This window comes from Streptomyces inhibens, from assembly GCF_003389455.1.
Classification (GTDB): Bacteria; Actinomycetota; Actinomycetes; order Streptomycetales; family Streptomycetaceae; genus Streptomyces; species Streptomyces inhibens.
Genome location: NZ_QUAC01000417.1, coordinates 1 through 12,790, shown reverse-complemented (window position 1 = coordinate 12,790; position 12,790 = coordinate 1). Strand labels below are relative to the sequence as shown.

Annotated in this window: 9 protein-coding genes and 1 riboswitch; of the genes, 2 read left to right on the top strand and 7 right to left on the bottom strand. The window is 72.7% G+C overall.

What is annotated here, in order from left to right; translation table 11 throughout:
* Window positions 1-53: 53 nt before the first annotated feature.
* The 3 genes from DY245_RS36635 to cobG all read right to left on the bottom strand — a co-directional run bounded on the left by DY245_RS36635 (window position 54) and on the right by cobG (window position 3,732).
* A complete protein-coding gene (locus DY245_RS36635; protein ID WP_128511416.1) occupies window positions 54-1,592 on the bottom strand; it encodes a precorrin-2 C(20)-methyltransferase in 1,539 nt (512 codons plus the stop codon).
* Between the two features lie 47 nt (window positions 1,593-1,639).
* Window positions 1,640-2,272 (bottom strand): precorrin-8X methylmutase, encoded by a 633-nt coding sequence (locus DY245_RS36630; RefSeq protein WP_128511415.1) that lies wholly within the window; start codon window positions 2,270-2,272, stop codon window positions 1,640-1,642.
* A gap of 74 nt (window positions 2,273-2,346) precedes the next feature.
* A complete protein-coding gene (gene cobG, locus DY245_RS36625; protein WP_425329490.1) occupies window positions 2,347-3,732 on the bottom strand; it encodes a precorrin-3B synthase in 1,386 nt (461 codons plus the stop codon).
* A gap of 199 nt (window positions 3,733-3,931) precedes the next feature.
* Window positions 3,932-4,064: riboswitch (cobalamin riboswitch) on the top strand.
* 36 nt (window positions 4,065-4,100) lie between these two features.
* Here cobG and cobN point away from each other — a divergent pair.
* On the top strand, window positions 4,101-7,703 hold the full coding sequence (cobN, locus tag DY245_RS36620) for a cobaltochelatase subunit CobN (protein ID WP_128511411.1): 3,603 nt from the start codon (window positions 4,101-4,103) through the stop codon (window positions 7,701-7,703).
* A gap of 49 nt (window positions 7,704-7,752) precedes the next feature.
* On the opposite strand, the gene DY245_RS36615 is transcribed toward cobN, so the two are convergent.
* Entirely contained in the window at window positions 7,753-8,997 is a 1,245-nt protein-coding gene (locus DY245_RS36615; RefSeq protein ID WP_128511410.1) for an MFS transporter, read from the bottom strand.
* A gap of 192 nt (window positions 8,998-9,189) precedes the next feature.
* Window positions 9,190-9,930 carry a DUF4097 family beta strand repeat-containing protein gene (locus DY245_RS36610; protein WP_128511409.1) on the bottom strand — a complete coding sequence of 247 codons (741 nt, stop codon included), beginning with the start codon at window positions 9,928-9,930 and terminating at the stop codon, window positions 9,190-9,192.
* Between the two features lie 262 nt (window positions 9,931-10,192).
* On the opposite strand from DY245_RS36610, the gene DY245_RS36605 reads away from it, so the two are divergent.
* Window positions 10,193-10,465 (top strand): DUF1876 domain-containing protein, encoded by a 273-nt coding sequence (locus tag DY245_RS36605; RefSeq protein ID WP_128511408.1) that lies wholly within the window; start codon window positions 10,193-10,195, stop codon window positions 10,463-10,465.
* Between the two features lie 149 nt (window positions 10,466-10,614).
* On the opposite strand, the gene DY245_RS36600 is transcribed toward DY245_RS36605, so the two are convergent.
* Together DY245_RS36600 and DY245_RS36595 are read right to left on the bottom strand one after the other, a co-directional pair.
* On the bottom strand, window positions 10,615-11,946 hold the full coding sequence (locus tag DY245_RS36600) for an LCP family protein (RefSeq protein ID WP_128511413.1): 1,332 nt from the start codon (window positions 11,944-11,946) through the stop codon (window positions 10,615-10,617).
* Window positions 11,947-12,198: 252 nt separating this feature from the next.
* Window positions 12,199-12,372, bottom strand: a complete 174-nt coding sequence (locus DY245_RS36595; RefSeq protein WP_244943500.1) for a hypothetical protein — start codon at window positions 12,370-12,372, stop codon at window positions 12,199-12,201.
* Between the last annotated feature and the right edge of the window lie 418 nt (window positions 12,373-12,790).

Below are 12,790 nucleotides of genomic sequence, written 5' to 3'. Positions count from 1 at the left end.
GGTGGCCCCCGCCCAGGGGCCACCGGCAGGGGCCGCACCTTCACCCAGCCGCCTTACTTCTCCGGCTGCTCCGGGTAGCGGCGCGGCGTCCATACCACCTGTGTGCCGTCGTCGCGTCGTACGACCTCGGTCTGGGACGAGCCGATGAGCAAGAGGGTGCGCATATCGACCTGGTTCGGGTCGAGGTCGGCGAGGTGGACGGTGCGGACCGACTCCTCGGGGCCGCCGATGTCGCGGGCGAGGATGACCGGGGTGTCGGGGGCGCGGTGTTCCAGGAGGAGTTCGCGGGCCTTGGCCACCTGCCAAGTGCGGGTGCGGGAGCCGGGGTTGTAGAGGGCGAGGGCCAGGTCGGCGCCGGCGGCGGCGGCGAGGCGTTCGGCGATGACTTCCCAGGGCTTGAGGCGGTCGGAGAGGGAGATGACCGCGTAGTCGTGGCCGAGCGGGGCGCCGGCGCGGGCGGCCGCGGCGTTGGCGGCGGTGACGCCGGGCAGGACGCGTACGGGGACGGAGCGGTACGGGTCCTGGGAGGCGACCTCCAGGACGGCGGTGGCCATGGCGAAGATGCCCGGGTCGCCGCCGGAGACCACGGCCACCCGGCGGCCGCGGCGGGCCAGGTCGAGGGCGAGTTCGGCGCGTTCGGACTCGACCTTGTTGTCGGAGGCGTGGCGGCGCTGGCCGGGGCGTACCGGGACGCGGTCGAGGTAGGTGGTGTAGCCGACGAGGTCTTCGGCGGCGGCGAGGGCGCCGCGGGACTCCGGGGTCAGCCAGAGCGGGCCGGCCGGGCCGGTGCCGACGACCACGACCTCACCGACGCCGGGCGACGCGGGGGCCACCGGCGGCGGGCAGGCGATGCGGCTGGGGACGACCGCGACGGAGAAGTACGGGACCGTGTCCGCGTCGATGTCGGCCAGTTTGTCCGTGCGTTCACCGGACATGGTGGCGCGTTCGACGTAGTGGGCCTCCGGCATACGTCCGGCGCGTTCCATGGCGCGGCGCACGGAGGGGAAGGTGCGGCCCAGTTTCATGACGACGGCCGTGTCGGTGGAGGCGAGCCGGGCCGTCAGTTCTTCCTCGGGGAGCGTGCCGGGGAGGATCGTGAGGACCTCGTCGGCCTCGGCGAGGGGCTTGCCCAGGCGGGCCGCGGCGGCGCTGATGGAGGTGACGCCGGGGATGACCTCGGTCGGGTAGCGGTGGGCCAGCCGCTTGTGCATGTGCTGGTAGGAGCCGTAGAAGAGCGGGTCGCCCTCGGAGATGACGGCTACCGTGCGGCCGGCGTCGAGGTGGGTGGCGAGGCGGGCCGCCGCGGTCTCGTAGAAGTCGTCCAGGGCGCCGCGGTAGCCGCCGGGGTGGTCGGTCGACTCCGTCGTGACCGGGTAGATCAGCGCTTCCTCGATGTGGTCGGCGCGGAGGTGCTCGGCCGCGATGGAGCGCGCGATCGAGCGTCCGTGCCGGGCGCTGTGGTACGCGATGACATCGGCCTCGGCGATGACTTTCGCGGCGCGGATCGTCATGAGGGACGGGTCGCCGGGGCCGAGGCCCACGCCGTAGAGACGGCCGGGGGCAGTCGCCTCCGGGGCGCCCCCGTTACCCATGGCCCGCTGTCCGTTCCCGGCGCCTGTTGCCTGCTGCTCGCTCACGCTTACTCTTCCTCGCTTGCAATGGCGTTGATCGCGGCCGCGGCCATGGCGCTGCCGCCCCGGCGCCCGCGCACCACGATGTGGTCCAGCTTCGACGGGTGCGCGATGAGCGCGTCCTTGGACTCCGCCGCGCCGATGAAGCCGACGGGTATGCCGAGGACGGCGGCGGGGCGGGGCGCGCCCTCCTCGATCATCTCCAGGAGGCGGAAGAGCGCGGTGGGGGCGTTGCCGACCGCCACTACGGCGCCTTCCATACGGTCCCGCCACAGTTCCAGCGCGGCGGCGCTGCGGGTGGTGCCCATCCGGGCGGCCAGCTCCGGCACCGACGGGTCGGCGAGGGTGCACAGCACCTCGTTGTCGGCCGGCAGCCGCTTACGGGTGACGCCGCTGGCGACCATGTTGGCATCGCAGAGGATCGGCGCACCGGCGCGCAGCGCCTTACGGGCGCCTGCCACCACATCGGGGGTGAAGGCCAGATCGCGGACCAGGTCGACCATGCCGCAGGCGTGGATCATGCGGACCGCGACCTGGCTGACGTCGGCGGGCAGACCGGCGAGGTCCGCCTCGGCGCGGATGGTGGCGAAGGACTGGCGGTAGATCGCCGCACCGTCCTTCTCGTAGTCGAACGCGGTCACTGTGGCCTCGAAGGTGTTGGGGGTGTCGGGTGCGGGGTGGCGCGTGGGGTGGTTCATGGGGCTGCCTGGGGAGTTCACGATGTCGGGTGGGGTGCCGGTACCGGGGCCGGGGCGGTGGGGTGTGCCTCGTCCCGTACGACCGATGTCCGGTAGCCCTCGGCCGTTGCCAGGACGTCGACCCAGGTGCCGTGCGGGTGGCCGCAGCGGCGTTCGCAGCCGGACCAGTGGACGGGTAGGCCCTTGTGGAGGCCCTGTAGGGGCAGGTCCTTTACGGGGAGCTCGCCGGGGGCCGGTGTGCCCTGGGCGACCGCGGCCGCCGCATCGGCGCGTACATCGGTGCGGGACTTGGCGCAGCCGGGGCGGCCGGTGCAGGCGCTGATGCGGTGCCAGGGCGAGGCCGGGTCGGTGATCAGGCCGGCGGCGGCCAGTTCGCGCAGCCGGTGGGCGGCCGCGGTGGCGGGCAGTTTGGGGATGACGATGCCGCGCCAGGGGGTGAGGCGTAGTTCGCCGGATCCGTCGTCGGCGGCGATGGCGGTCAGCAGACGCCATTGGGCGACCGTCAGCCGGCCGAGCGGCGCCAGGACCGACAAGGCGCGGCGGTCGTCGGGGCCTTCGATGATGCCGGGGGCGGAGGAGTCCGCGTACGCAGACTCGATGACGGCCGCCCGCGGATCGTCCGCCACGTACTCCGCCGCGATGCCCGCCGCCCGCAGCCCGTCCGCCACGGCATGGGCCGCGAGGCCGTATCCGTCGGGGAGTTCGCGGACCCGCCAGGCGCCGCTGCCGCTCGCCCCGGCGCTGGTCAGGAAGCATGCGGCGGCGGCGAGCGCGGCGCGCGGTACGTCGGCGCCGGCGATCCGCAGCGCCGCCGGATCGTCACCGACCCGCAGCAGGGCACCGCCCCCGGGCCCGGCCGGGCCACCGGAAGCCGGGCCCCCGCCCGATTCTGCGACCAAGGTCACATCCCCGCCGAGCGCCGCCACATCGCCCCGCCCGTCGTCCAGGACGAAGAGAAAACGGCCGGACAGCGCGGTCGCGGACTCGTTCGTGCAGAGCAGGGTGTCCAGCTCCCGGGCCCACAACCGCACGTCAGCGGGGGTGTGATGGTCCAGCCCGGCCAGTGGGGAGGCGAGGATGTTGCGGATGCGTTCGTGGCGTTCGGAGGGCAGCAGGCCGGCGTCGCGCAGCAGGCCGGCGAGCCGGGCGCCGCAGTCGTCCGCGAGGCCGCGGAGCTCCGCGTTGCCGCGGGAGGTCAGGGAGAGATGGCCGTCGCCGAGCAGGTCGGCGGCGTCGGCCAGCGCCGTTGCCTGACGCACCGTCAAGTTACCGGCGGGCAGCCGCACTCGGGCGAGGTGCCCGTCGGCGGCGGAGTGCAGCCGCAGCGCTCCTGGGCAGGCGTCACCGCGGTCCCGTATGGGCGGTTCGGCCCCTTGGGGCCGTATCGAGGGGGAGGGCGGCATGGCGGCGAGCATACCGACGACGGCGCCCCGCGGATCCGGGGCGGATCCGGCCACGGACCCGGCCGGGACCCCGGGGCGGATCCGTGCCACGGGCCCGGCCACGGACCCGGGAGGTGCGCCCCGGGAGGGCAGCCGCACAGGCCCGCTTACCTCCCCCGGCCGCAGCCCTTACTATGCAGGTCGGTGGGTCGGCTGACCCGCCGGACGCCAGCGACGGCGCAGGGTCTTACGGCCCTAGGGAGGAAGCCCGGTGAGAATCCGGCGCGGTCCCGCCACTGTGAACCCGGCCTGTGCCGGGCGAGCCAGGAACTCCCGCCGTCCTTACGACCACCCGGGGCGCGGACACCCCGAGGAAGGCCTGCGCTCGCATGCTTCTGCTGCTGTCGACCTCCGACACCGACCTGCTCAGCGCCCGCGCGGCCACGGGCCCCGTGCCGTACCGGCTCGCCAACCCCGCCCGCCTCGACGTCGCCGAGCTGCCCGCGCTGCTGGAGGGCGTCGACCTCGTCGTCGTACGCCTCCTCGGCGGCATCCGTGCCTGGCAGGAGGGGCTGGATCTGCTGCTCGCCGAGGACCAGCACCGGCCGGTCGTCGTGCTCACCGGTGAACAGGCCCCCGACGCCCAGCTCATGGAGCAGTCCACGGTCCCCGTCGGCATCGCGGCCGAGGCGCACGCCTACCTGGCGCACGGCGGTCCCGCCAACCTCGACCAGCTCGCCCGCTTCCTCTCCGACACGGTGCTGCTGACCGGCCATGGCTTCGAGTCGCCGGCGCCCGCCCCGTCCTGGGGCCACCTGGAGTGGGACGCCCGCCGCGAGAGCGGCCCGCTGGTCGCCGTGCTCTACTACCGCGCCCACCACATGAGCGGTAACACCGCCTTCGTACGGACCCTGTGCGAGCAGATCGAGGAGGCGGGCGGCCGCGCCCTCCCGCTCTTCGTCGCCTCCCTGCGCGCCCCCGAACCCGAGCTGATCGACGCACTGCGGGCCGCCGACGCCCTCGTCACCACCGTCCTCGCCGCGGGCGGCACCAAGCCCGCCGAGGCCTCCGCCGGCGGCGACGACGAGTCCTGGGACGCGGGCGCGCTGGCCGCGCTCGACGTACCGATCCTCCAGGCCCTGTGCCTGACCGGGTCGCGCGCCGCATGGGAGGAGAACGACGAGGGCCTGTCCCCGCTGGACGCCGCCTCGCAGATCGCCGTCCCCGAGTTCGACGGCCGGCTGATCACCGTCCCGTTCTCCTTCAAGGAGGTCGACGAGGACGGCCTTCCGGTCTACGTCGCCGACCCCGAGCGCGCCTCCCGGGTCGCCGGGATCGCGGTGCGCCACGCCCGGCTGCGCCACATCCCGGCCGCCGAGAAGCGGCTGGCGCTGGTGCTGTCCGCGTACCCCACCAAGCACTCCCGTATCGGCAACGCGGTCGGGCTGGACACCCCGGCCTCCGCCGTCGAACTGCTGCGCCGTCTGCGGTCCGAGGGCTACGACTTCGGTACGGAGCCGGTCCCGGGCCTGGAGTCCGGCGACGGTGACGAGCTGATCTACGCCCTCATCGAGGCCGGCGGCCACGACCAGGAGTGGCTCACCGAGGAGCAGCTCGCCCGCAACCCGGTCCGGATCCCGGCCGCCGACTACCGGCGCTGGTACGGCACGCTGCCGCAGGAGCTGCGCGACTCGGTGGAGCAGCACTGGGGGCCGCCGCCCGGCGAGATGTTCGTCGACCGCAGCCGCAACCCCGAGGGCGACATCGTGCTCGCCGCCCTGCGCCGCGGCAATCTCCTCATCCTCATCCAGCCGCCGCGCGGCTTCGGCGAGAACCCGATCGCGATCTATCACGACCCCGATCTGCCGCCCTCGCACCACTACTTGGCGGCCTACCGCTGGATCGCGGCCTCCGCCGACGACGGCGGTTTCGGCGCGGACGCGATGGTCCACCTGGGCAAGCACGGCAACCTGGAGTGGCTGCCCGGCAAGAACGCCGGTCTGTCCGCCGCCTGTGGTCCCGACGCCGCCCTCGGCGACCTCCCGCTCGTCTACCCCTTCCTGGTCAACGACCCCGGCGAGGGCACCCAGGCCAAGCGCCGGGTGCACGCCACCCTCGTCGACCACCTCGTCCCGCCGATGGCCCGCGCGGAGTCGTACGGCGACATCGCCCGCCTGGAGCAGCTGCTCGACGAGTACGCGGCCATCTCCTCCATGGACCCGGCCAAGCTGCCGGCCATCCGCGCCCAGATCTGGACCCTGATCCAGGCCGCCAAGCTCGACCACGACCTCGGCCTGGAAGACCGCCCCGACGACGACGGCTTCGACGACTTCCTGCTGCATGTCGACGGCTGGCTCTGCGAGGTCAAGGACGCCCAGATCCGCGACGGTCTGCACGTCCTGGGCGGCGCCCCGGCCGGTGAGGCCCGCGTCAACCTCGTCCTCGCCATCCTGCGCGCCCGCCAGATCTGGGGTGGTACATCCGCCCTGCCCGGTCTGCGCGAGGCGCTCGGTCTGGACGAGTCCGCCGCGACCCGTACGACCGCCGACGAGGCCGAGGAGAAGGCCCGCGCCCTGGTCCAGGCGATGGACGACGCCGACTGGGACCCGGCCGCGGTGGCCGGTATCGCCGACGGCCACCCGGCCGCGGTCGCCGACATCCTCGATTTCGCCGCCCGCGAGGTCGTCCCCCGCCTCGCCGCCACCACCGATGAACTCGACCACGCGGTGCACGCGCTGGCCGGCGGCTTCGTCCCGGCCGGCCCCTCCGGCTCCCCGCTCCGCGGGCTGGTCAACGTCCTTCCGACGGGCCGTAACTTCTACTCCGTCGACCCCAAGGCCGTGCCCTCCCGGCTCGCCTGGGAGACCGGTCAGGCCCTCGCCGACTCCCTCCTTACGCGCTACCGCACCGACAACGGCGAATGGCCGCAGTCGGTGGGCCTGTCCCTGTGGGGGACCAGTGCCATGCGGACCTCCGGTGACGATGTGGCGGAGGCGCTGGCGCTGCTGGGCGTGCGCCCCGTCTGGGACGACGCCTCCCGTCGTGTCATGGGCCTCGAAGCCATTGACCTCGGCGAGCTGGGCCGCCCCCGTATCGATGTCACCCTCCGCATCTCCGGCTTCTTCCGCGACGCCTTCCCGCACGTCATCGGCCTGCTGGACGACGCGGTACGGCTGGCCGCCGCGCTGGACGAGCCGGCGGAGGACAACTTCGTACGGGCCCATGCGCAGGCCGACCTGGCCGAGCACGGTGACGAACGCCGCGCCACCACCCGTATCTTCGGCTCCCGCCCGGGAACGTACGGCGCGGGCCTGCTCCAGCTGATCGACTCCCGCGACTGGCGCACCGACGCCGACCTCGCCGAGGTCTACACCGTCTGGGGCGGCTATGCGTACGGCCGCGGCCTGGAAGGCCGTCCGGCCCGGGACGAGATGGAGACGGCCTACAAGCGCATCGCGGTCGCCGCCAAGAACACCGACACCCGCGAGCACGACATCGCGGACTCCGACGACTACTTCCAGTACCACGGCGGCATGGTCGCCACCGTCAAGGCGCTCAAGGGCAAGGCCCCCGAGGCCTACATCGGCGACTCCACCCGCCCCGAGACGGTCCGCACCCGCACCCTGGTCGAGGAGACCTCCCGGGTCTTCCGTGCCCGGGTGGTCAACCCCCGCTGGATCGAGGCGATGCGCCGCCACGGCTACAAGGGCGCCTTCGAACTCGCCGCCACCGTGGACTACTTGTTCGGCTACGACGCCACGACGGGCGTGGTCGCCGACTGGATGTACGACAAGCTCGCGCAGACCTACGTCCTCGACCCCGAGAACCGCGCCTTCCTCCAGGAGGCCAACCCCTGGGCCCTGCACGGCATCGCCGAACGCCTCCTGGAGGCCGAATCCCGCGGCATGTGGGAGAAGCCGGACGCCGAGACACTGGCAGCGCTCCGCCAGGCATTCCTGGAGACCGAGGGCGAGCTGGAGGGCGAGGACTGACGGCCACCAGGCCAGGCCCGGACCGGCCCTGGCTCCGCTGGGGCCGGCCCTAGCCCAGCTGGGGCCAGTCCAGTCGCCTGGCGTGGTGCAGCCATGCGGTCAGCGCCACCAGGATCGCGGTCGCGCCGCCGAGGGACATGACCGTCGAGGGGGACGTGCTGTCCAGGACGACACCGCCGGTCAGCGCGCCGAGGGAAAGGGTCGCCTGGAACGACGCGGTGAAGAGCACCGAGGCCGCTTCCGGTGTGGCGGGGGCGGATTTGGCGAACCAGGTCTGCAACGAGACCGGCACGGCGCCGTAGGCGATTCCCCAGACGATCAGCAGCGCCAGTGCGCCGATCTCCCCGCGGCCGAGGAGCGGGAGCAGCAGTGTGGCGCCGGCGATCAGCGCCGCCGCGGTCCCGATGGTGGTACGCGGGCGGCGGGCGACCAGTGCGCCGCCCAGGAAATTGCCGACGACCCCGGCGGCGCCGTACGTCAGCAGGAAGACGGTGATCAGGCCGGGGGACGTGAGGTGGGTGACCCGCTCCAGGAACGGCGTCACATAGGTGTACGCGCCGAAGTGTGCCAGCACGACCAGGAACGTCATCACCAGCGCGAAGCGGGTGTGGGTGCTGCGCACCATGGCACGCAGCTCGTGGGGGCGGGTGGGCCGGCCGGCAGGAAGCGCCGGGGTCGCCAGAGCCGTCAGCGCGAACACGCCCACCGTCAGGGCGCCCATCACGAGGAACGCGGTCCGCCAGCCGGCGAGGTCGCCGATGAAGGTGCCGGCGGGGACGCCGAGCACGGAACCCAGCGGCACCGCCGAGAAGATCAGCGCGGTCGCCCTGCGGGCCGATTCCGGCCGCACCAGCCGCTCGGCCAGACCGGCTCCGATCGACCAGAAGCCGCCGATGGTGACGCCGACCATGACGCGGGAGAGCAGCACGAGCCAGTAGGCGGGCGCGACCGCGGCGAGGACGTTCGCCAGCGCCAGCAGGAGGACGAAGGCGCACAGCATCAGTCGCCGGTCGATGCGGGCGGTGGCCAGGGTGACGGTGGGGGCGGCGACCGCGGCCAGGATTCCGGGCGTGGTCATCATCAGCCCGGCCGTGCCGTCCGAGATGCCGAAGTCGGCGCCGATGGCCGTGAGCAGGCCGATCGGCAGGATCTCGGTGGTGACGATCGAGAAGATGCCCAGCGTCACCGCGATGACGGCGAGCCAGCCCTGTAACGGCGAGCGGGCGGGCCGGTCTGTGGCGGCGGCGGTGGTGGTGGTGCGGGTGCCGGAGGTGGGCGTGGCGGTCGACGACATGGATTCCGTCCTGGTGGGCGAGCGAATGCGGTGCTCCCCAGTCCAGCGCGCTCGGCGGCCCAGGTCTGGCAGCTTTGCGACGTGGCAGTCGGCGATCGGCGGTGGCAGCCCGCGGTCTGCGCAGGCCGTCGGACCAGGCCGTCGGATCAGGCCGTCGGATCAGGCCGTCGGCTCATGTGGCCGGCGCAGGCGTCAGCTCCGTCCGGCCTGCGCGGCGGTGATGTCCCCGTTGCTGGTGGTCAGGTCCAGGTGGAAACGGGCCGCCGGGTCGTTGGTCACGCGTATGTCCTTGTCGCCGTTGCTGGTCTGTGCGGACACCTGGTAACGGCCCCTCGGCACCTTCACCGAGACGGAGCCGTTGGACGTCTCCGCCCGCAGGTCCTGGGCGGTGGCCGGGGTGAGGAAGATCGCTCCGTTGGAGGTGTGCGCCGCGATGTGCTTGCCCGACAGGCCGCGTCCGCTGATCTCGCCGTCGGTGGTCCGTACGTCGACCGTGCCGGCGACACCGTTCAGGTCGATGGACCCGGAGCTGGTGGTCACCTTCACGGTGCCCACTCTGCTCAGGTTCACGTCCCCGCTTGAGGTCTCCCCGCTCACCGGTATGCCCGCCGGCAGCTGGACGGTGTAGTTCACCGAGCAGCCGTCGCCGCAGCCGCGGAGTACCAGCACCCCGTCCTCGACCCGGTGCGTCGCCCCCTCCGGCCGGTCGCCGTGGTAGGTGACCGAGCGGTGGACCGACACCGCACCGCCGCCCTTGCCGCCGCGCACCGTGAGGCCGCCCGAGCCGCTGTCCAGCCGCACGGCCGTGATCTTCCCCGATACCGAGGCGTCGTCCTTGAACGTCTTCCCGGGCAGCAGTCCGCAGGCGCTGACGCCGCAGGCCCCGATGACGGCCGCCGCCACGGCCCCGATGAAGCGGACACGCCTGCGCATGAAGTCCCCCGGAATGGTTGGAAGTTGGTGCTCCGGAGGGCTGTGCCCCGCCGTGCGACCACGTTCCGTCAGGCTATGACGACGCTCGCGGTCCGGGCCATGAGGAAAACCCCCGAGTTGGGGTGTGGTGATCCTCAGGTGCGGCCCGGGCGAGCCCCAGGTGCGGCCCGGGCGAGCCCCAGGTGCGGCACGCGGGCGCCGGTGCGACGATTTTTGTGGGGGCTGTACATGTGCTGCGTTGGGGCGTACGAGGAGGCTTCCGGTGACTGCCAAAAAGACATGGAACGCCGAGATCACCATCACCGAGACCGACAACGAGGTGAAGGCCGAGGCCAGGCTGCGCGGCAAGGCGGGCGGGCAGATGGTCGGCCAGGGGACGGCCCGGTGCAATCCGGCGGATGAGAACGTCCCCGCCATCGGGGACGAGTTGGCGGTGGCGCGGGCGATGTCGCACCTCAGCCATCAGCTGCTGCAGCGTGCCGCGCACGACATCGAGGTGCACACGGCCCGGCCGGTGGAGCGCCTGCACGTCTGAGAGGAGCCGCCCGGGGTCCTGCTGCGCGCGTCTGAGAGGAGCCGCCCGGGCCCGAGCGCTCCGCCGACCTGCGCGCCCCGTGCCTGTACGGCAAGGCGCGCCATGCCGCCCTGCGCCCTACCGGCACAGGGCGGCGGGCCGCCGGTCCGCTACCCCCCGACCTCCGCCGAGAAGTCCGGCCCGATCGTCAGGGTCACCGCGCCCGGTGCCGCATCGGCCGACTCCGTGGCCTTGGCGCCGCGGAGGCGTGCGGCGAGCACCTCGCTCTGGGTCTTGAGCGCGGCGGGGTAGGTGATCGTGGTCTTGTCCGTGGCCGGGGCGTTGCCGGTGGCGATGACCGTGAAGCCGAGCCTGCGCAGCTGGTCGGCGGCGGAGGCGGCCTGGCCGGCGGTGCCGGTGCCGTTGAGGACGCGGACCTGGACGGAGTGGGCGGTCACCGGGTTCTTGGCGGCCTCGGCGAGCTTCTTCTTTCCGGCGGCGCCGAGCTCGCGGTCGTGGGCGATATCGCTGAACAGGTCGGCGGCCTGCGGGTACTGCCAGACCACATTGGCGTGGTCGGAGGGGACATCGGCCTCGCGGTAGTAGTTGGGGACGGTCACGAACGTGAGGCGGTCGCTGGGGATGTCCTTGACCGTCGAGGCGAGGCTGGTGAGCGCGTTGAGGCTGTCCAGGTCCTTGTCGGTCTTGATGGACTTGGTGGCCGCAGTGAGGAAGTCGTAGAGAGCGCCGGGACTGGTCAGCTTCTCCTGGGCCTTCTTGCCCAGTGCCTTCATGAACTCCTGCTGGCGGCCGATGCGTCCGAGGTCGCTGCCGTCGCCGACGCTGTAGCGGGTACGGACGTACCCGAGCGCCTTCTCGTCCCGTACGGTCTGGCAGCCCGCCTCCAGGTCGAGATGGGCCTTCTTGTCGTGGATGGCGTGCTTGGGGCAGACCTCGATGCCGTCCAGGGCGTTGACCATGCCCTTGAAGCCCTGGAAGTCGATCGAGGCGAAGTTGTCGATCCGCAGCCCGGTGTTCTGCTCGACGGTCTTGATGGTGCAGGCGGCGGCCTTGCCGACCTCACCGGTGTCACCGCCGATGGAGAACGCCTCGTTGATCTTGAAGCTGTGAGGCGTGGACTTCGTACCGTTGCCGCGGGTGCAGGCGGGGATCTTCACCCAGGAGTCGCGGGGGAAGGACAGCGCGGTCGCCCATTTACGGTTGGCGGCGATGTGCAGCACCATCAGCGTGTCCGACTGCATGGTGGTCAGGCCCTTGCCGTACTTGGCGTTGGCGCCGGCGCGGCTGTCCGAGCCGACGAGCAGGATGTTCTTGGAGCCGGGGCTGAGGTTCGCCGGCCGGTCGCCGTCGACCTCGATGTCCGCGCCCTGGATATTGCCGTCCAGCTGGATGTACGCCCAGACGCCGACGCCGGCCGTACCGAGCAGCAGCACGCCGACCACGCCGCCGGTCCAGGCGAGTATGCGACCGCGGCGGGTCATACGGACCTTGCCCGCCCTGCGGGAGCCGCCGCCCGATCTGCGGCCGGAGCCGGTGGTCCTGCGGCGTGACGTGCCGGGCGCGGAGCCGCCGTCCGGTCGGGCCGTCTGCTGCTGCGTCTGCCTGTCATGCACGCCGATGGCCCTTCTGGTCCTTCTGATGCCGGTGATGCGGGTGGTGCTGTACGGGGGAGGGGGCGGCCTCGGCGGCCGGAGTCGGCGGCAGCGGTGCCGGGAAGAGCCTGCGGCGGTGGGTCAGATACCGGCGGTGGGCAGCACGCGGATGGACTCGGGGTCGTAGCGATGCCACTGCGGACCCACGCCGCCGGGCAGCGTGCGCAGCCGGCACCACTGCTCGCCCTCGCCGTCCGTCCACCATGCGCTGATCCGGCCCAACTCCCATGTGCCGTCCGGGTATTGGACCTCCACGGGCTGATAGACCCATCGCACCTCCGCCTCTGGAGGCGGGCAGTCCCAGCTCAGGAGTCCGCACCTCGTCGCCATCTCCCCCTCCGGCCGCGCCCGTTGCGCATGTGTGCGCGCAACTCTACCGGCTAGTTCTACAGTGTTGTAGAAGTTGCCTGGTATGGGACGGCTCACAGCCCGGTGGGCGACCCACCGCACAAGTCCGGTGGGAGACCCGCCTGGAGGAGAGTCAGGGATCAGTGTGCCCTTAGAGAGGCGTTGCTGCCTTGAGAACGACGAACAGCGCCACGGCCGCGTTGAGCGCGGACAGCGCGGAGGCGGCCGTGCCCGCCGCCGCGACCAGTGCCGCCAGGCCCGCCGGGGTCAGCGCCGGCGGCCAGTGACGGGCCGGCGGTACGGGCCCGAGCAGCGCCGCCACCCG

Coding starts and splice junctions, on each gene's coding strand:
- DY245_RS36635 (WP_128511416.1), bottom strand. CDS start 1,592: ATGGGTAACGGGGGCGCCCCGGAGGCGACTGCCCCCGGCCGTCTCTAC.
- cobG (WP_425329490.1), bottom strand. CDS start 3,732: ATGCCGCCCTCCCCCTCGATACGGCCCCAAGGGGCCGAACCGCCCATA.
- cobN (WP_128511411.1), top strand. CDS start 4,101: ATGCTTCTGCTGCTGTCGACCTCCGACACCGACCTGCTCAGCGCCCGC.
- DY245_RS36615 (WP_128511410.1), bottom strand. CDS start 8,997: ATGTCGTCGACCGCCACGCCCACCTCCGGCACCCGCACCACCACCACC.
- DY245_RS36610 (WP_128511409.1), bottom strand. CDS start 9,930: ATGCGCAGGCGTGTCCGCTTCATCGGGGCCGTGGCGGCGGCCGTCATC.
- DY245_RS36600 (WP_128511413.1), bottom strand. CDS start 11,946: ATGACCCGCCGCGGTCGCATACTCGCCTGGACCGGCGGCGTGGTCGGC.